The sequence below is a fragment of the Pyrococcus sp. genome (assembly GCF_030153625.1).
GTDB lineage: Archaea > Methanobacteriota_B > Thermococci > Thermococcales > Thermococcaceae > Pyrococcus > Pyrococcus furiosus.
In genome coordinates this window covers 1-17913 of sequence record NZ_JASKLM010000016.1, presented here as the reverse complement: position 1 = coordinate 17913, position 17913 = coordinate 1, and the positions used below count along the sequence as shown (strand labels likewise).

Genomic DNA, 17913 nt, shown 5'->3' with positions numbered 1-17913 from the left:
TGGAGATGATGAAAGAATACGTAGCACCACTAATCCTACTTCCTCTTTCCTTTATCCCAATTTTGGCTAGAACCTTCTACTTCTGGGTAGTCTTAGTCGTCATTTTTTACCTTATAATTCCAACAATAATTTATCAACTTCTGGGGATAACTCCTAGAGAAGTTGGCTTTAGGACTCCAAATAGCTTGAGATCCACTGAATTACTTCTGGTTTTTGCATTCTTGCTGGGTTTTGCTGGACTAGCAATTCCTGAAATGAGAAATTATTATCCAATATTCTCTTACTCAAGTGCACTGGACTTTGCTTTGAAGGAAATCCTTATAGGAGTAGTTATGTTTGCCCACGAAGCATTTTTTAGGGGATTTTTACTGTTCCCTATTGCAAAGAAATCTCCAACAATTGGTATTATTTTCCAAGATATCCCATACACAATCATCCATGTAGGAAAACCCACTATAGAGATCCCATATTCATTTATCGCGGGCATAATATTTGCAAAAATAGATTTAAAAGAGGAAAGTATAGTACCAAGCTTTTTAGTTCACTGGATTGGTTCACTTTTCTTTGACATTCTCTGCTCAATCACTTGAGCATTCCTTCCACCTTCTCTACAAAGGCTATGCTCCTCTTCACATCTGCAAAGTATTCTCTGGCCTTCTCAATATGCTCCTTCTCAACTCTCTTTCCTCCAGCAATTATGCTAGCTGGAGCCAGTAGTTGCACTGCATACCTAAGGCTCGTCTGCTCACCCAGTTCCGCTAGATATTCGAGAGCCTCCTCACTAAGCTCTATCTTCTCTTCTCTTGCCCTTATCTTTACAATCTCTCTTATCTCTTCCTTCTTGTATGGTTCGGTATTTATTATGAGTAATCTGTCAAGCATGTCAAGTGGAATTCCATGTGGAGACTCTATGTCAGTTCCTCTTATCTTTGTCATACCCCTGTTCGTAGCTAAGATTAGGATCGGAGCAAGCTCACTTTCCATGGCTCTAGCCAAGAATGAGAATGCTTCTATGTCTAGCATGTGGCATTCATCTATGAAGAGTACTCCCGGTACTAGGGTTGCTCTTCCTTCTTCAATCCACTGCTTAACTGTTTGGTCTACTCTCTCCCTTATCTCATCATTAATTTCCATTCCACCTCCAAAGAGAAGGCTAAATATTCCACCGGCTCTTGCATTAACAACATCTAAATCGTGAAGAGTGACCGTATATGTAAATTCTTTGATCTTCAATACCGGACCCGTAGGTATTTCCACCTTCTTTCGGAAGAACAATCCCTCTTCCTCTTTTGTAGTTCCAATTCTTGAAACTCTTCCAGTTTCAGCATCAATTTGAATAACATCTCCCTCTTCGATACCCATTTCAAGTATTTGATATGCTATCTCCCTTCCTGCTCGTATAGTCTTTGAATCGTCGGTTGTTTTTAAAGTTAGTACTATGCTTTCTGGAATTTCCATGTAGGGGTTAAAGGGATGTCTCGTTCTTCTTATCTCGATCTTTTCTACTTTTCCTTCGTATACTTTCCTTTCCTCACTTATTCTCACGCCTATAGCTCTTCTAAGAGCCTGCTTGAGGAATTCTGTCTTTTTCATCTCTGCTGAATATATTTCACTTCCACTTATTTGAACGAATGGAACATCTTCACCAAGCTCTCTCGCTATACCCATTGCAATTGCAGTTTTTCCACTTCCTGTTGGCCCTACCAAGAGAATTCCCTTTCCAGCGAGTTTACCCTGTTTAATCAATTTTACTGCTATTCCCGCAGCTTCTCTTGCTTTTACTTGGCCAACCATTCCATCTCCAATGAACTTTGCCTTACCGTTCTCATCTAATCCAAGACCCCTTATATGGGAGTGCATCCCGACTCTCTCAAACTTTACTGTCGGAATCTCTTCTATTACTGGCATCTGCTCACCCCCTCAGAATTTTTGTTCCATTTTGTTATTAAAATTATGCAAATTAAAAAATTGACGGTAGAAGAAATTATCTTCCAAGCATTTTATGAGCTCTAGCCAAATGTTTAGCGGCAATTGCAGCCAAAAGAGACAGTTCACCAGCCAAAACCGCTCCAGCGACTATTTCCGCAAATTTCTTCGCATTTATCCCCGGAGGGTCTCCTCCTCCAGCAACTCCCATGATTTCCAGAGCTTCTTTTTGAGGAGGTACTCTAGTTCCACCTCCAACTGTCCCTATTTCTAGACTTGGCATTGTTATGCTTATGTAGAGATCCCCGTCCTCAGTCACTTCAGCGAGGGTTATTCCATGAGCACCCTCGGTAATCTGGGCCTCATCCTGACCTGTGGCCAGGAATATCGCCCCTACAATGTTGGCAAAGTGGGCGTTAAAACCGTAAGAACCTGCCTGAGCTGAACCCACTAAGTTCTTTAGGTAGTTTACTTCGGCAATAAGCTCTGGAGTAGTCTTTAGCTTTTTCTTAACGATCTCTCTAGGGACTACAGCCTCAGCAATAACGGTCTTTCCTCTTCCCAGGATAAAGTTTAGGGCGTTTGGCTTCTTATCAACACATAGATTACCAGAAAGAGCCAAGTATTTTACATCAGGAAATTCTTCCTCAATTACTTTCATTATCTCTTCACTCGCTATTGTAACCATGTTCATTCCCATGGCATCCCCAGTTTCGAATTCAAATCTTAGGTATAGATTTCTTCCTACAATAAAGGGTTTTACTCCCCTAAGCTTCCCGTGACGGGTGACCTTGCTAACAGCTTTTTCTTGGAGGTAATCCAAATTGTTCCTAACCCATTCAGCTACTTCTCTTGCCCTTCTAGCATTCGGACATTTCAATAGAGGGGCCCTCGTCATCTTGTCATCTATTAAGGTCGTGTAAACTCCACCAGCCTCTGTTAAAGCAGAACAACCTCTATTTACTGAAGCAACTAAAGCACCTTCAGTCGTGGCCAAAGGAATATAGAACTCACCTCTTGCATATTCACCGTTAATTTTTAGAGGTCCCGCAATGCCCATTGGTATCTGAACAACTCCTATCATGTTTTCAATGTTCCTTCCAATAACTTCATTTGGATCAATCGAGTAGTGGCCTATGTGCTTTAACTGTATTCCAAGTTTTTTCTCTAAGGCTTTCCTTCTTATCTCAGTTGCAAGCCTTTTATCTCCATTCACGTAGTTTTCTACTTGATGGAACTTAATCTCTCCCCGAACAACTTTCTCTATAATTTCTTCTATTTCCATTATGGCACCCCCAACTAGAGAGAAGACTCAGATGATCCAAAAATCCACTCTTCAGTTATCTGTCCACACTCTTTAAAAGCTATAGCAGCCTCACTTCTGGGCTTATAAACTATAACCGGAATTCCAGCGTTTACTGATTCTGGAACCGCCTCATCAAATGGAATAACTCCAAGGACAGGAACTCCTATTTCCTCATCAATAACTTCAATTATCTTATCTATAACATCTGCAGCTTCTCTAACCTTGTTAAGCACTACACCTACTTTTAACCCAAATTTATCCCCCAAAGCCTTAAGCTTTAGAACTTCGTTTTCCACCATAACTTCAAAAGAGTATATGGGAGATCTTTCCACTTCCACTACAATAATTTGATAATCAGATATTTCAAACGCAGGGAGGGTATCAAAGGGGACCCCTGTTGGAGAATCCAAAAATACAAGAGGGTATTTATATTTGAGATTCTCCAATACGTCTCTCAACCTTTGAGCCGATATTCCTATCACATCTTCAAGCCTGGGACTTCCTGGCATCACGTAAACTCCAGTCTCTCTATGTCGATAAATTGCCCATTCTGGATCAATATTAGGATCTTTAACAACTGAATGAATTGTATATTTCACATTGTCCAAAGCGAAGTGTAGCCCCAAATTTGGAAGATATAAATCCCCATCTACCACTAATACTCTATACCCTCGCTGAGCAAAATAAGTGCTTAAGTTAGCGGTTGTAGTAGTTTTTCCTGCTCCTCCCCTTCCAGTGACGACTATTATGGACATACACTAACCTCTCCTGTTAAGTTTTTCAAAGCTACTTTTATTTTGATTAAAAGTAGGCATATAAGATTTTTGTCTAAAAACCGAAGAAAGTCTTTTCTACAAAAGTCTTATAAATTACAATTTTTCTTTTATCGTTTAGATACAGATTGTAATTGGGATGATCCATGGAGGGATTAAGAAAGAAAATATGGAATCTAGCATGGCCAGCAATAGCGGGAAACATAAGCCAAACATTGCTCAACTTAGTGGATATGATGATTGTAGGCCATGTTAGTTCTATTGCCTTGGGAGCTGTTGGGCTAGGAGGACAGATAAGTTGGTTCATGTTCCCAATAATGATTGCCGTTTCCACTGGAACTTTAGCTATAGTAGCTAGAAGAGTGGGGGAAGGGAAGCTCGATGAGGCTTCAAGGGTAGCAGAGCAAAGCATGTATTTAGCATTTCTCCTTGGAATTCCAGTAATGCTCTTTGGAATTTTCTTTGGAGATGAAATTCTAAAAATCATGGGCGCCAAAGAAGAAGTTCTTGAAATTGGATACGAATATCTAAAAGTGTTATTCCTATTCTATCCAATTAGATTTGTAGGATTTGTGTTTTTCTCGGCTCTTAGGGGAGCTGGGGATACGAAAACTCCAATGAAACTTAACATTCTGATGAATATCTTAAATGGTGTGTTTGATTATCTTTTAGTCTTTGGAAAACTTGGATTTCCTAGACTTGGCCCAGTAGGCGCTGCCTGGGCTTCAGGAATAGGAATTACAGTTTCGTTTTTAATTGGGATATTGTTATTTTTAAATGGCAAACTTGTCATTAAACCCGTGATAGAGTGGAGGCTACATCTTGATATAGTTGAAAAGATATTAAGAATTGGAATTCCAGCTCTACTCGAAAGGGGGCTATTTAGTTTCTATAACTTCCTTTACATGGCAATAGTCACAAGATTTGGGAAGATTGCATTATCCGCCCATCAAATTGGGCTAAGAGTGGAAAGTATAGCCTACATGCCAGCCTTTGGATTTAGCATTGCAACTTCTACGCTAGTAGGGCAGACATTAGGAGCTAAAAAACCCGATGAAGCTGAAAAGATTGTCAAAGAATCTCTAAAGATGACAACACTCTTCATGAGTGTTATGGCTTTTATATTGATGACCATTCCAAGTATCTTAGTTAGGCCATTTCTGTCTCCAACAGATCCTTACTATGAGGAAGTTAAGAGACTTGCAACTATATACCTCATAATAGTTGGGATAAGTGAGATACCCTTAGGAGTCATCTTTGTGTTGAGTGGAGCTCTTAGAGGAGCTGGAGATACAAAGAGTCCTCTATATGTAACGGCAATTAGCAAGCTTTTCTTCAGAATTATTCCATCTTACCTCCTAGGATTTGGCTTTTCACTTCCAACTCTAGGCATAGAGTTCAAGGGATTGGGCGTTATTGCTGCCTGGATAGGAATGAGCGTCGAAACATTTATTTCAGCGGGGTTATTCTGGATAGTATTTAAAAAAGGAAAATGGAAAAAGATAAAAATTTAGGTGTTACTTCTTAGCTCTTTAATAATCTCCATTAGCTCATCAACATCTCTAACTTCATTGAGGATGTCTTTAGGTATAATTGGAACTTTTCCGACGACTTCCATTTTCTTTTCATTAAGGAGAAATATTCCCTCACTCTCTATAAATTCTGTTATTTGGTTAACTAATCTTACCCTTCTGATTGTTGATGAGGTTTTTCTCTCGTCAATTCCTGTGAGTAGTTTAACTTCTTCCTCTTCCTCCTTTGTAACCGCATTAAATGGAGCCTTCTTTATTTTTACAACACTCATTCCAAGTCTCTTTAACCCCTCAAATACTTCTTTTTCTAACTCATTTTCTGGCAATGGGGATAAAGTCACTTTCTCGATTTTTGCCTTGAATATATCTATTGGCTTTACTAGCGGTTCATCGAAGATTTCTTCAAGCTTTATTGCTACATCTACACTTACTACACTCTCACCTCTCTCGTATCTTTGAACGCTCTTTCTTGAAACACCAAGAATTTCTGCAAGTTCTGTTGTCGAATATCCATATTTTTCTCTGAGCTCTCTCAGCTTTTCCCCATCAATTCTAACGAAAAATCCTCCTCTCTCGGCCATTACCAAAGGATATTCATTACCAGCCAATATGGAAAACAGAGTCTCCGGAGTAACGGCATAAATTCCAAATCTCTCATAAACAACCCCATCTTCTAGTTCCATGTTTTTTGTTTTTAGTCCTACTAAAAGAGCCGAAGCTCTAAACAGTTTTGCCAACCTCTTTAAATCATCAGCCTGTTCTTCTGTAAATTTATCAATATTCACTAACGTCTTTATAAACAGTAAAAGAAGTTGCCTAGTAGCCACTAAGTCAAAACACCCTCCCTTAAACAATACTCTAGCTGTTCTAAACCCTATCTTCTTTAACATCCTCTCAACTACTGTCGTAAGTTGCTCTTTTTCCATCATTTAAAAATTAGGAAGAAAAGTTTATAAAATCTATCTAACACTCACCTACACTCTTCGGAATACTCCTAAGAGAAACAAGCCCAATATTCAAGAATGCACGCTCCGTTAGCCATGCTTTTATTTCTTCAGCAACTTTTCGGCCTTCTCCAATTGCTGTTCCTATATTTCTTGGAAATATAACATCTCCAGCGAAGAATATTCCAGTACTTTTGAGGATATCCTCATTTGAACACGAAATCTCTCTTATGGGGTTTGTAGGAACTTGACCTATTGCAAATATAACGATGTCTGCAGGAATAGTTATTTTCTCTTCTGTTAGAATCACGGATCCTTTGACTACCTTGGTTTTTGCAAATTCGACTTCTTTAACAGTCTCATCTCCAAAGATTCTTGTAGGAGTTACATACTCAAGGAACTCAATTCCCTCTTTCATAAGTTTCTTAAACTCATTCTTTGCATATGATTCCTCTAGGCTCCTTCTGTATGCAACTATTACTGATTTTGCCCCCAATAATTTTGCTTCTTTGGCAACATCAACTGCAGTATAACCTGCCCCAATTATTACAACCCTCTTTCCTTCAAAGGAAGGTATTTTTGTTGAAGATAGGTAACCAATCCTAGCTAAATTTATTTTTAGGAGGAGTTGAAGAGCATTTTCAACACCCTCAAGATCTTTACCGGGAATATCCAAAATTTTAGACCTCCATGCTCCAGTAGCAATTAAAATCGCATCATACTCTCTCATCAGCTTCTCTAAAGATACAAATCTTTCTGCAAATTCATCTCCAAGTTCCCTAGGAGAGTCATAAACTACTTTCGTTCGCATATGAAACACTACCCCAAGCTCTTCAATCTCCCTAACTGCTTGCCTTACTTTGCTTATTGGAATTCTCCACTCAGGAATTCCAAAGGCTATCATCCCCCCAGGCTCCGGCATTTTATCATAAACGTGAACTTCAAATCCATCACAAGCTAATGAACATGCAGCTGATAATCCTGCAGGACCCGCTCCTATTATAGCTACTCTGAATGGTTTGATCTTTCTTTCTTTTCCCTCTCTACAAAAACAAAACCTCATTTTCCTCACCCTTCTTATAAAATCCAAAAATCTAGCTTAAATTTATATCCAGATACCAATTATCATTTTGACAAATATACAGTGCTCATTTATTTAATGTCATTAATTTTAGAACAATTTAAAATAAATCTCGAATAAAATTTGACGAATTCCCAAGTTTGTATAATAAAAATGACCACATAGGAACATTTTAATAGGGGTGTACACTAATTTTAATCGTATGAACATTCTGATAACTGCATCTTCAAGAGGGATAGGCTTTAATGTAGCCAAGGAGCTCCTCAAAAAAGGGCACAGAGTAGTGATATCTTCTAGAGATGAAAAAAACCTAGGAAAAGCCCTAGAAGAGTTAAAAAAACATGGGAAAGTTTATATGATTAAAGCAGATCTCTCAAAAAAAGAAGATATTGAAAATCTAGTAGAAAAGTCTTGGGAAATTTTAGGAAAAATAGATGTGCTAGTTTGGAATGCTCCCAATGTAAATTGTGAACCTTGCATGATCCACGAATTAGACTATGAAGGTTGGATAGAAGGAGCTTTACTCCACATAATCGCCCCTGGTTACTTAACGACCCTTTTGATTAATAAATGGTTAAAAAATGACACAAAAGGAATTATAATTTACTTGAGTTCAGCCTCAGTTTTAGAACCAATGCCTCCACTTCTCCTCGCAGACAGCACTAGAGCAGGTTTAATTCAACTTGCCAAAGGAATATCTAGAACGTATGGAAAGAAAGGAATAAGGGCATACACTGTACTACTCGGGAGCTTTGATACTCCAGGAGCTAGAGAAAACCTCAGAAGATTAGCAGAAAAAAGAGGTATTGACCCAGAAGAGTTATGGAAAAAGGAAGTTATTGAAAGAACTCCCCTTCAAAGAACTGGAAAATGGGAAGAATTAGGAGGACTAATAGAGTTTCTACTAAGCGATAATGCCGAATATATGCTTGGCTCTACAATTCTCTTTGATGGAGCAATGACTAGGAGCGTTCTTCTTTAATTTTCTCTACAACCCTTATCTCCTCTATTTTAGTATAGGGATATTGGCCTTTCTCATCTTTTTCTACAGCCTTTACCATGTCCCAAATCGTTAAGAGAGCCACAGAAACCCCTGTTAAAGCTTCCATCTCTACTCCAGTCTTGTAAATAGCTCTAACCTCACATGTAACTTCAATGTAGTCTTCGCCAAAGTCAAAGGTTATATCAACCCCAGTTAATGGAATTGGATGACAAAGAGGTATTATGTCAAAGGTCTTCTTCACAGCTAATATTCCAGCAATTTGAGCAGCTGCTAGAACGTTTCCCTTCTCAATTTTTCCCTCTCTAATGAGCTTTATAGTTTCAGGCTTAAGTTTAATTCGACCCTTTGCTATGGCTCTCCTATACATATCCTTCTTATGTCCAACTTCTACCATCTTAACTCCTTTTTCATCTACATGAGTTAGCTTCATCTTTAACCCCCTGGGATATTATTTTTAAGCATCCCTTAAGAGCCTTTATCGATGCTCATCCACATAGGTATTGACGACACCGATTCACCAAATGGAATGTGCACTACATATATTGGGGCTATTCTATATAGGGAAATTTCCAAGATAGCTGAGCCTCTAGACTTTCCAAGATTAATTAGGCTAAATCCAAATGTTCCTTACAAGACCAGGGGAAATGGGGCCGTTGCAATGAGTTTTAAAATCGATGAAGAAAAGATAAAGGAAGTAAAGACACTTGTAATACGGTATGTAAGGGAATTGGCCGATATAGATCACGAGAACACAAATCCAGGGATTGTTTTCTTAATTGGGGAAGTGCCAAAGGAATTAGAAGAGTTTTCTCTAAGAGCATTAAGAGAGCACGTTACAATCGAAGAAGCAGAACATGTAGCTCGAAAAGTCAACGCAGAAGTTTACAAATTCAAGCTCGGAAGAGGAATAATTGGGGGATTAGCAGCTATAGGCTATCCTCTAGAAAAGTTCACTTACGAATTACTTGCCTACAGGAAAAGAGAGTACTGGGGAACTCCAAGAAGAGTTATTAAGGAAAGTGTATTTTATGCAGACAAATGGAGCTATCCGTTCACCTACGATAACGTTGACCCTTACAAGAGAACTGTCCTAATAACTCCTCATGGAAAAGACCCAGTTCTTGTGGGGATAAGAGGAATTGATGTAGGAAAGATTCTTCAGGTCTTTGAGATGATTAAAATAGAAGAACCAATTGAATTCTTCCAAGTTTACAAAACAAATCAAAATACCGACGATCATTTGGTTGTTAAGAAGATAAAAGATGTTAAGCCTTATGATAACGTTGTCATAAGGGGAAAAGTCGCTGGAAAATACTGGGAAAAAGGAAGACATGTATTTTTTGAACTTGAGGATGAAACAGGGAAGATTAGAGTGGCAGCTTTTGAACCAACTAAAAAGTTTAGAAACTACGTGAGGAAACTCCTCCCAGGAGATGAGGTTATAATAGCTGGCGGAGTCAAAGAATTCGAAGGAGTATTAACCGTAAACCTGGAAAAATTTTACCCAGTAAATCTTGTTCCCAAAGTGGAATATGAAAAGCCAAGATGTCCAAAGTGCGGAGGAACGATGAAGAGCAAGGGAGATTATCTAAAGTGTAAAAAGTGCGGATATAAGATGGAAAAAATATTGACTCCAGTTAAGAGGCCAAGAGACTTAAAGAAGAAGATTTATGAAGTTCCTCCAGATGCTCGGAAACATATTTCTCGCCCCTTAGTTCTCCCAGGAGGGGAAGATAAGATATTAGAGGCTCTATAAAAAGAAATGTTTTTATTTTTAACATGCAAAATAGGCAACCGTATGGTCAAATTAAGGACATTTATAAACATCTCAGAAGATCTCTTCGTAATCAGAAACTTAATTGGAGCAATTTTGCAGGGTATTGGATTAGCTTATTTAGTTCCAGTTTTGCTTGCCTGGTTTTATCCAGAAGAGATACCCTTGGTAATCTACTTCGCAATTCCTGGGTTTTCCTGTATTATTTTGGGGTGGGTGTTATCTAAACACATGGAAAAGATCGAAGACGTAAATCTAAGACAGGCAATGATGGCGTCGGCATTTATTTGGCTTTTCGCTTCCTTAGTTAGTGTTATTCCCTTTATGGGAATAGCAAAGATGAGATTTGTAGATTCATACTTCGAAACAATGAGCGCATGGACAGGGACTGGACTAACAATGATGAGCAACCTAGAGAGCTATCCAAAAATTCTCCTCTTTTGGAGAGCTTGGATGCAATGGCTTGGTGGGATAGGAATAGTTTTGGTTGCACTAACAGTTCTCATAAGACCTGGTGTAGCTGCAGCTAGGCTATATAAGGCTGAGGCCAGGAGCGAGAGAATATTGCCTAACTTTGTAAACACGGCAAAAATTATAGTTCAGATTTATGCAGTCCTAACGCTCCTAGGCATTTACTTGTACTATAGCAATGGGATGAGTTTGTTTGATGCAACAATTCACTCAATGACTGGCCTGGGAACTGGTGGTATGAGTAGTCATGACTTGAGCATTGGATACTTTAATTCTCTTGCAATAGAAACAGTTACTGTATTCCTCATGATAATGGGTGCCACAAACTTTACTGTCCATTATAGGATGTTCAAAAATCGTTCTCTCAAAGAATTCTTCAGAGATATTCAAGTTAGGTATATGCTTTACTTTATTACTTTAATAGTGGCTCTAATGACATACTCTCTGGTCTTTTTTGGACATTTAACTCCAATAAGGGCACTAAGAGAATCAATATTTCATGCAGTTTCAGCAATTACATGTACTGGATTTGGAATAAGCAATTTGGCCGAATATCCAGAGATAGATAAGATACTCCTGGCAATATTAATGGTCATAGGAGGAAGTGCAGGTAGTACTTCTGGTGGTATAAAGTTGATTAGAATAGTTCTCATGTACCAAAGCCTTAAGTGGACCATAGAACAGGCAATTCTTCCCAAGGGGGCGGTAATAAGAAAGAGAGTCAATGGATATGAGTTCACAGAAGAGGAAATTCAAGAAGTTTTAGGCTTTACAATGACGTACATAGCATTTCTCCTCCTGGGAACTTTATATATTATGCTAAGGCTAGGAGTTAGATTTGCAGATGCACTATTTGAAGTAGCCTCCGCAATTGGAAACGTAGGGCTTAGCGTCGGAATAACGTCTCCACTGCTTCCCCTAGACATAAAAATTCTTCTCACAATATTAATGTGGGTGGGAAGGCTTGAAATATTCTCGACGATAGTCTTTATAGTTGGACTAGCAATGATTTTCTCCAGGAGGTCCAAAGAGTGAAGATAATTGAAGTTAGGGATGTTAGCTTCAAATATTTTGGAGCTAAACAATACTCCCTAAGGGATGTTAATTTAACTGTTAGAAAGGGGGAATTTTTAGGAGTAGTCGGTCCAAGCGGAAGTGGCAAATCAACTTTCTGCTTAACATTAAATGGTATTATTCCTCACTCCATCAAAGGTGAGTTTTCGGGAGAAGTAATTGTGGATGGATTAAACACCCTTAATTATCCAGTTTCAAAACTTTCTCAAATTGTCGGTCTTGTGTTTCAGAATCCAGAGTCACAGCTCTTCAACATGACTGTGCTCGAAGAGGTGGCCTTTGCACTTGAAAATCTTGGAATAGAAAGAGAAGAGATGTGGAAAAGAATAAGATGGGCCCTAAAGCTAGTAGGGCTTTGGGAAAAGAAGGAACACTCTCCCCTAGCACTAAGTGGTGGAGAAAAACAGAGATTAGCAATAGCCAGCGTTCTCGTCATGAAGCCAAAAGTGCTAGTGCTCGATGAGCCAACTTCTCAGCTAGATCCCTTAGGGAAAGAGGAGATCCTAAGTCTGGTTAAACTATTAAACAAAGAGGAAAAAATTACTGTTGTCTTAGTTGAGCACAACACTGACTTTCTACTTGAACATGCAGATAGAATTGTTGTTTTTGACAAGGGGACTATCATCCTAGAGGGAAAACCCGAAGAAGTTTTTGAAAATGTCGATATTTTGATGAGTATAGGTATTAAAATTCCGACAAGGATAAAGGTTGGGTATGAGCTTAAGAAGAGGGGAGTTGTAGACAAGAGCGTTCTATCATTAAATGAAATTGTCAAAGTGTTAAGATCTTTGAGAGAGAAAAAATTGCCGCAATCATAAAATACATTAGGCAATGTCCCGCCCTTATATTGGTGATCAAAAGATGAACGTATTTTCAAGTACCTTAGAGCTATTCGAAAAGTACAAACCAACTCCACTAGTGAAGCTAGGAATAGGGAGGGATGTTTTTTGCCAAGCTTGAGTTCTTTAATCCATTCAGTAGAAGCATCAAAGACAGGCCAGTCTACAACATGATAATGAAAGCAATTGAAAGCGGAGAAATCGATGGAACAGATACTTTATATGAGGCAACATCTGGGAACGTTGGAATTGCTCTTGCGGCATTGTCTGCAGTACTTGGACTTAAATTCAGAGCTTATGTCCCAAAACCCACTCCAAAAATAACTGAAATTCTAATCAAAATGTTTGGAGCAGAAGTAATCAGGACAAAATTCGAGACTATTGATCCAGAGTTCATAAATTTTGTAAAAGAAGAGGCCAAGAAAGACAAAGCAGTGAATTTAAATCAGTTTGAGAACGATGCAAATTTCGAAGCCCACTACTATGGAACTGCCAAAGAACTTGATGAACAACTCAAAAGCATAAAAAAGAAGCCTGAAGTAATAATAGCTGGAGTGGGAACCTCTGGACATATAGCGGCCCTTTCAAAATATTTCAAAGAAAAGTATGGGACTAAGATCATAGGAGTTGTACCTGCAGAGGGAGAAAAAATTCCAGGGATAAAGAGAATAGAAACGAAACCAAAATGGTTCTTCCAGGTAAAAGTTGACAAAGTCGTTGAGATCACAACAAGGGAAGCTGTTGAGGGGGCCTTACGAGTAGCTCGAACAGATGGCTTAATAATAGGGCTGAGCTCAGGAGCTGTAGTTAAAGCTTATGAAAAAATAAATCCCAAGGGAACTACAGTATTGATCTTTCCCGATGACGGGTTTAAGTATGTCGAGATCTTTCAAGCTTTTCTACAAGAAGCTCAAGATACGACCTCCTCTCAAACTGCTCGACACCAATCTCCCTAAGGATTGCCTCTAGCTTTTCCACTGCCTGCGGGATTTCTTCCTCATTTTTTACAAGAGTTTCAATCTCAACAAATTTACCTAACCCTTCAACATCGTCTAAAGTTATCGTTACTCCTTTCTCAACATAATACTTTTCCCTGGTTTTTGTTATGGTTAGGATTTCTCTAAATCCTAAGAGCTCAAGCAATTGAGAATACTTATCGACGTCATCAATCTCAACCTCAATCTCTAACCTTGTCTTTGACCTTTCATCAATTTTTGGACCTTTGTATGTAAGAAAGGCCTCAAAATGGCCGTTGAATCTTTTTATTCTAATTCTCAAGGCTTCATCTGTCTTGGAAAAATCCCTACAGGGGTGTTGATAATAAATATCCTCATGAATCTCTCTCCTCATAAACTCAAATTTCTCCCTAACTCTCTCAAATATCTCATCGTTTGCATATCCTTTAAGTTCTACCTCGTACATAGCCCCTCCCCAGCCTCTCTTCAAGTTTCCTAAGACAGTTCTTACAATACATCCAAGACTTTATATCTGTATCTATAATTGAGTTTGAAAAATGCATTACACACTTGGGATTCGGACAATGTTCCAAGCCAAACACGTGACCAAGCTCGTGCATAGCCTCTTTCAATGCCCTTTCCTTCAAAAGTTTTCTATCTGGGGGTTCTCCATAGAATTCTGGATAAAGCCTGTGAAGAGAAATTAAAGCAACTCCAAACCCAGGGTGAGCTATGCCAAAGATAAAATTTAGGCCAGACTCATAAAGATCAACTTCCGTAACTCCCATTACTGCCAAGGCTTTATAATCCCTTCTTATGATGGAAAGGGCTGGTAAAAAATGCCTAGCTAAATACTGATTTCTATAAAAGTCATAGGCATGAGAAAACGCCGAGATTGGAAGGCTGCCAATAATCTTAACTCCTATTCCAAACTTCATGTAAAAGCTTTCAATATTTTCAGAAAGAAAAGAAAGAACATCGCTAGGAACTTCACCAATTGGGACTACTATTATCATATCCCTCACGGTGTAAAGTCCATTGGCTTTAGCTCCTCAAGTAACGCCTTAGCAAGTTTTATTGTATTGTCAACATCTCTAGCATCAGCTAATTCAACCTGGGAATGCATATATCTGATTGGTATACTGAGAACTGCCGTCGCAACACCTTCTCTGTTTATCTGCATTACATTTGCATCAGTTCCAGTAGGCCTTGGACTTGGTTCAACTTGTAATGGGATCTCATATTTCTTTGCAACCTCGTCAGCAAACTGCCTTAGTTTTGGATTAATATTTGGCCCAACATCCATAACGGGACCCTTACCCAACTCTGGAACTATCTTTCCTTTGTCATTTGGTTGCTTTGCAAAGGTGACATCCATAGCAATTCCAACTTCTGGGTCTATAGCAAAGCTCGCGACCCTCGCTCCTCTGAGCCCAATCTCCTCCTGCACAGACGCTACAATGTATATATCTGCTTCATGCTCTCCTAATTGTCTAGCAGCTTCAATCATCGCATATAGGCATATCCTATCATCCAAATAGGGGGTGGCAAACCTGTGCTCGCTAAGCCTTGTGAAGTTTGGTGCAAACTCTCCAATTGTCCCAATTCTGAATCCCATCTCTTCAGCTTCTTCCCTGCTAGAAGCTCCAACATCCACTATAATGCTATCCCAATCTATCTTACCACCTTGATCCTTGGCTTCCCTTCTCAAGTGAGGAGGCAAAACTCCTACAACACCATATCTCTCCCCTTTTTCTGTGAAGAATCTTATCTTCTGAGCTATTAAGGTTTCAGGCAAAACCCCACCAATTGGGACAACACGTAGATAGCCATCTTTGTCAATATGATTTACCATGAGTCCTATCTTATCCATGTGAGCAGCAACCATTACCTTGGGAGCAGAGCCCTTAAAGTGGGCAATCACATTCCCAAGCTTATCAATTTTTACTTCATCCGCAACATCTTTAAGAATATCTACCACAAGGTCTCTAATTCCCAGGTGTTCATACCCAGAAACTCCTGGAGATTCTATTATTTTTTTCATTAGTTCCCAATCTACCATCCTTTCACCTCCATTAAGATCTATTTCTCAGTGCAAATAAAGATATTTAAATACTTTGCTTGCCTAAAATACTTGACTTTATCAAAAAGAGAAAGAGAGCTAAGATACCAAAAAGCAAAAGGTTTGTCTAATTCTCTTCTTTAACTGGACCCTTTCTACAAACAAGAACTTTTCAAAAGAGGAAAATAAAAATGGTACAATGTACAACTTATTAGAACAAAGAGTATACCAAATGATAAAAGTATTAAACTCCTCTACTATAAAAAGAGGGGGGATGAATAATGGATTATCACAGAAGACATCCGTATCATCATAGCATAAAGAAGAAAATGAATGTTGAGTATGAAGAATATGCATATGTATTAGACTATCTTCCAAATGGTTATCCTGATCTAAGAACAGGCCACTATCTTGGAAAACCTGTAGCTCAGGTGATAGGAGAAAAAGCATTCACATTGCTAGAAGTTACCCCCAAAGTTGACCTAATGTTGTATGAGAGGGTGTATGTGGGAAAGGGGGAGAGAGACAAAGTACTAAAAATTAACAAAAAGCTAACATACGATGAACTAACAGACACTGCAAAAGCCGAACTCCCTTATGTCCTGGAAGAAATTGTTAAGAACAATGAAGATAGATTTGTAAAGTTCTTCAACATAGCTCCTCCAATAACAAACAGGTTGCACAGTTTGGAGCTCCTCCCAGGAATAGGAAAAAAGCATATGTGGGAAATCATTGAGGAAAGAGAAAAAAAGCCATTTGAAAGCTTTGAAGATCTTAAAAAGAGAGTAAAAGGACTTCCAGATCCAGTAAAGATGATTGCAAAAAGAATATTAGAAGAGCTGCAAGGAAAAGACAAATACCGACTATTTGTAGGGAGTAATAGAATATTCCGTGAATAGACATGAGAGACAAACTTTTCTATTTCCTCTCCAAATACAATTTTTCTCCTAGAGACAAAATAGGCCAGAATTTCCTAATCATGAGAGATGTTATCATAAAAGCCGTTGAAACAGCTGAAATCAAGAAAAGCGATGTAGTTTTAGAAGTAGGTCCAGGGTTCGGCTTCTTGACAGACGAGTTATCAAAAAGAGCTGGGAAAGTCTATGCAATAGAGCTGGATAAAAGAATCATTGAAATCTTGGAAAATGAATATAACTGGGAGAACGTTGAAATCATTCAGGGAGATGCTGTAAAAATTGAATGGCCCGAATTCAACAAGGTTGTTTCTAACATTCCCTATCAGATTTCTTCTCCCTTTACCTTCAAACTGCTGAAGCATGATTTTGAAAAAGCTGTTGTTATGTACCAACTGGAATTTGCAAAGAGAATGGTTGCAAAACCTGGAGATAGAAACTATTCAAGACTTTCCCTAATGGTGAACGCTTTAGCAAATGCTAAAATTGTAATGAAGATAGGAAGGGGGGCATTCTATCCAAAACCCAAGGTGGATTCTGCATTAGTTCTTATCGTTCCAAAACCTAAAGATGAGAGAATAGAGTTAAATGAGAACTTAGTAAAAGCTCTGTTTCAGCATAGGAGAAAGCTAGTGTCAAAAGCCCTCAAGGAGTCATGCCACATGCTTGGAATAAACAAAAAGGAACTAAAGACATTAAAAAACATTCTAGAAAATGTACCGCATGCAAAGAAAAGAGTGTTTGAACTTACCCCAGAAGAAGTTAAAGAGATTGAAGAATTTCTAAAAATTCAAGGAATCATTAATTAATAATTTTTTCAAAAAGTTTATCTATATATTATGAGTAAAAACTACCTGGCGAGCAATATGGCATATATCTCATATTTTAAGTTTCTAACCGAAACACTTTTAGTTATCATTTCAACAATTTGGATATATTACATTCTCAAGCACAAACATTATACTCCCCTTAACCAAAGAGAGCACTATCCCCTTCTCATAGGGGCCCTTTTAATATGGATAGGCTTCATAACAAACCTCGTAAATGAGTTTCTACCTCTCCTAATGGAACTTTCTCAAAATGCCATAATTTTTTCAAAGATAGCGGATGACATATTTGTATTTTCAGGGATAGCAACTCTCACACATTATTTTTATCAGGATACTGTTAGGATAAGCGGTAGGGCGTTAGGTTTAAGTTTCTGATAATTTTTCAGAAAAAGAAGGGAGAGAAATGAAGGCTGAGAGCATTCTATACT

19 protein-coding genes are annotated in these 17913 nt (G+C 38.5%); 10 read left to right on the top strand and 9 right to left on the bottom strand.

Going from position 1 to position 17913, the window contains the following annotated elements; translation table 11 throughout:
* The first annotated feature begins 5 nt into the window (after positions 1-5).
* Positions 6-590, top strand: a complete 585-nt coding sequence (gene mrtA, locus PWP39_RS03990; RefSeq protein WP_011012986.1) for a CPBP family archaeomyxosortase MrtA — start codon at positions 6-8, stop codon at positions 588-590.
* Here the strand turns inward: mrtA and PWP39_RS03985 are convergent.
* The 3 genes from PWP39_RS03985 to PWP39_RS03975 form a co-directional block, all read right to left on the bottom strand.
* Positions 583-1908, bottom strand: a complete 1326-nt coding sequence (locus PWP39_RS03985; RefSeq protein WP_288072765.1) for a RuvB-like helicase — start codon at positions 1906-1908, stop codon at positions 583-585. The two genes, mrtA and PWP39_RS03985, sit on opposite strands and share 8 nt — an antisense overlap.
* Positions 1909-1984: 76 nt before the next feature.
* On the bottom strand, positions 1985-3211 hold the full coding sequence (gene hmgA / locus PWP39_RS03980) for a hydroxymethylglutaryl-CoA reductase (NADPH) (protein WP_288072764.1): 1227 nt from the start codon (positions 3209-3211) through the stop codon (positions 1985-1987).
* A gap of 14 nt (positions 3212-3225) precedes the next feature.
* Positions 3226-3987, bottom strand: coding sequence for a MinD/ParA family ATP-binding protein (locus PWP39_RS03975; RefSeq protein ID WP_288072763.1), 762 nt, complete (start codon positions 3985-3987; stop codon positions 3226-3228).
* A gap of 164 nt (positions 3988-4151) precedes the next feature.
* On the opposite strand from PWP39_RS03975, the gene PWP39_RS03970 reads away from it, so the two are divergent.
* Positions 4152-5519: an MATE family efflux transporter gene (locus tag PWP39_RS03970; protein WP_288072762.1), complete on the top strand. Its 1368-nt coding sequence runs from the start codon at positions 4152-4154 to the stop codon at positions 5517-5519.
* Here PWP39_RS03970 and PWP39_RS03965 read toward each other — a convergent pair.
* Positions 5516-6463 carry a transcriptional regulator gene (locus tag PWP39_RS03965; protein ID WP_288072780.1) on the bottom strand — a complete coding sequence of 316 codons (948 nt, stop codon included), beginning with the start codon at positions 6461-6463 and terminating at the stop codon, positions 5516-5518. The genes PWP39_RS03970 and PWP39_RS03965 overlap by 4 nt on opposite strands.
* 37 nt (positions 6464-6500) lie before the next feature.
* Entirely contained in the window at positions 6501-7544 is a 1044-nt protein-coding gene (locus PWP39_RS03960; RefSeq protein ID WP_288072760.1) for an FAD-dependent oxidoreductase, read from the bottom strand.
* A gap of 220 nt (positions 7545-7764) precedes the next feature.
* Here PWP39_RS03960 and PWP39_RS03955 point away from each other — a divergent pair, with 220 nt between their 5' ends.
* A complete protein-coding gene (locus tag PWP39_RS03955; protein WP_288072757.1) occupies positions 7765-8544 on the top strand; it encodes an SDR family oxidoreductase in 780 nt (259 codons plus the stop codon).
* Here the strand turns inward: PWP39_RS03955 and moaC are convergent.
* Positions 8525-8995: a cyclic pyranopterin monophosphate synthase MoaC gene (moaC, locus tag PWP39_RS03950; protein ID WP_011012994.1), complete on the bottom strand. Its 471-nt coding sequence runs from the start codon at positions 8993-8995 to the stop codon at positions 8525-8527. The genes PWP39_RS03955 and moaC overlap by 20 nt on opposite strands.
* Positions 8996-9046: 51 nt before the next feature.
* Between moaC and tiaS the strand changes: the two genes are divergently transcribed.
* The 4 genes from tiaS (at position 9047) to PWP39_RS03930 (ending at position 13679) form a co-directional block, all read left to right on the top strand.
* Positions 9047-10321, top strand: coding sequence for a tRNA(Ile2) 2-agmatinylcytidine synthetase TiaS (gene tiaS / locus PWP39_RS03945; protein WP_011012995.1), 1275 nt, complete (start codon positions 9047-9049; stop codon positions 10319-10321).
* A gap of 42 nt (positions 10322-10363) precedes the next feature.
* Entirely contained in the window at positions 10364-11845 is a 1482-nt protein-coding gene (locus PWP39_RS03940; RefSeq protein ID WP_014835554.1) for a TrkH family potassium uptake protein, read from the top strand.
* Entirely contained in the window at positions 11842-12702 is an 861-nt protein-coding gene (locus PWP39_RS03935) for an energy-coupling factor ABC transporter ATP-binding protein (protein WP_014835553.1), read from the top strand. Before PWP39_RS03940 ends, PWP39_RS03935 begins: the two co-directional genes overlap by 4 nt.
* Before the next feature lie 122 nt (positions 12703-12824).
* Complete coding sequence (locus PWP39_RS03930) at positions 12825-13679, top strand: cysteine synthase family protein (protein WP_011012998.1); 855 nt, start codon at positions 12825-12827, stop codon at positions 13677-13679.
* Here the strand turns inward: PWP39_RS03930 and cyaB are convergent.
* The 3 genes from cyaB to PWP39_RS03915 are packed head-to-tail and all read right to left on the bottom strand — an operon-like array spanning position 13594 to position 15741.
* Positions 13594-14145, bottom strand: coding sequence for a class IV adenylate cyclase (gene cyaB / locus PWP39_RS03925; protein ID WP_014835551.1), 552 nt, complete (start codon positions 14143-14145; stop codon positions 13594-13596). The genes PWP39_RS03930 and cyaB overlap by 86 nt on opposite strands.
* Positions 14126-14695: an archaemetzincin family Zn-dependent metalloprotease gene (locus PWP39_RS03920; RefSeq protein WP_014835550.1), complete on the bottom strand. Its 570-nt coding sequence runs from the start codon at positions 14693-14695 to the stop codon at positions 14126-14128. The genes cyaB and PWP39_RS03920 overlap by 20 nt, the downstream gene beginning before the upstream one ends.
* A 5-nt stretch (positions 14696-14700) precedes the next feature.
* A complete protein-coding gene (locus tag PWP39_RS03915; RefSeq protein ID WP_011013001.1) occupies positions 14701-15741 on the bottom strand; it encodes a lysyl aminopeptidase in 1041 nt (346 codons plus the stop codon).
* Between the two features lie 281 nt (positions 15742-16022).
* On the opposite strand from PWP39_RS03915, the gene PWP39_RS03910 reads away from it, so the two are divergent.
* The 3 genes from PWP39_RS03910 to PWP39_RS03900 are packed head-to-tail and all read left to right on the top strand — an operon-like array spanning position 16023 to position 17860.
* Positions 16023-16640 carry a DUF655 domain-containing protein gene (locus PWP39_RS03910; protein WP_011013002.1) on the top strand — a complete coding sequence of 206 codons (618 nt, stop codon included), beginning with the start codon at positions 16023-16025 and terminating at the stop codon, positions 16638-16640.
* Between the two features lie 2 nt (positions 16641-16642).
* Positions 16643-17464: a 16S rRNA (adenine(1518)-N(6)/adenine(1519)-N(6))-dimethyltransferase RsmA gene (gene rsmA, locus PWP39_RS03905; RefSeq protein WP_288072747.1), complete on the top strand. Its 822-nt coding sequence runs from the start codon at positions 16643-16645 to the stop codon at positions 17462-17464.
* A gap of 30 nt (positions 17465-17494) precedes the next feature.
* The gene (locus PWP39_RS03900; RefSeq protein WP_288072745.1) at positions 17495-17860 is read left to right on the top strand and encodes a hypothetical protein; all 366 of its coding nucleotides are present in this window, start codon (positions 17495-17497) and stop codon (positions 17858-17860) included.
* The last annotated feature ends 53 nt before the right edge of the window (positions 17861-17913 follow it).

Coding starts and splice junctions, on each gene's coding strand:
- mrtA (WP_011012986.1), top strand. CDS start 6: ATGATGAAAGAATACGTAGCACCACTAATCCTACTTCCTCTTTCCTTT.
- PWP39_RS03985 (WP_288072765.1), bottom strand. CDS start 1,908: ATGCCAGTAATAGAAGAGATTCCGACAGTAAAGTTTGAGAGAGTCGGG.
- hmgA (WP_288072764.1), bottom strand. CDS start 3,211: ATGGAAATAGAAGAAATTATAGAGAAAGTTGTTCGGGGAGAGATTAAG.
- PWP39_RS03975 (WP_288072763.1), bottom strand. CDS start 3,987: ATGTCCATAATAGTCGTCACTGGAAGGGGAGGAGCAGGAAAAACTACT.
- PWP39_RS03970 (WP_288072762.1), top strand. CDS start 4,152: ATGGAGGGATTAAGAAAGAAAATATGGAATCTAGCATGGCCAGCAATA.
- PWP39_RS03965 (WP_288072780.1), bottom strand. CDS start 6,463: ATGGAAAAAGAGCAACTTACGACAGTAGTTGAGAGGATGTTAAAGAAG.
- PWP39_RS03960 (WP_288072760.1), bottom strand. CDS start 7,544: ATGAGGTTTTGTTTTTGTAGAGAGGGAAAAGAAAGAAAGATCAAACCA.
- PWP39_RS03955 (WP_288072757.1), top strand. CDS start 7,765: ATGAACATTCTGATAACTGCATCTTCAAGAGGGATAGGCTTTAATGTA.
- moaC (WP_011012994.1), bottom strand. CDS start 8,995: ATGAAGCTAACTCATGTAGATGAAAAAGGAGTTAAGATGGTAGAAGTT.
- tiaS (WP_011012995.1), top strand. CDS start 9,047: ATGCTCATCCACATAGGTATTGACGACACCGATTCACCAAATGGAATG.
- PWP39_RS03940 (WP_014835554.1), top strand. CDS start 10,364: ATGGTCAAATTAAGGACATTTATAAACATCTCAGAAGATCTCTTCGTA.
- PWP39_RS03930 (WP_011012998.1), top strand. CDS start 12,825: ATGTTTTTTGCCAAGCTTGAGTTCTTTAATCCATTCAGTAGAAGCATC.
- cyaB (WP_014835551.1), bottom strand. CDS start 14,145: ATGTACGAGGTAGAACTTAAAGGATATGCAAACGATGAGATATTTGAG.
- PWP39_RS03920 (WP_014835550.1), bottom strand. CDS start 14,695: ATGATAATAGTAGTCCCAATTGGTGAAGTTCCTAGCGATGTTCTTTCT.
- PWP39_RS03915 (WP_011013001.1), bottom strand. CDS start 15,741: ATGGTAGATTGGGAACTAATGAAAAAAATAATAGAATCTCCAGGAGTT.
- PWP39_RS03910 (WP_011013002.1), top strand. CDS start 16,023: ATGGATTATCACAGAAGACATCCGTATCATCATAGCATAAAGAAGAAA.
- rsmA (WP_288072747.1), top strand. CDS start 16,643: ATGAGAGACAAACTTTTCTATTTCCTCTCCAAATACAATTTTTCTCCT.
- PWP39_RS03900 (WP_288072745.1), top strand. CDS start 17,495: ATGAGTAAAAACTACCTGGCGAGCAATATGGCATATATCTCATATTTT.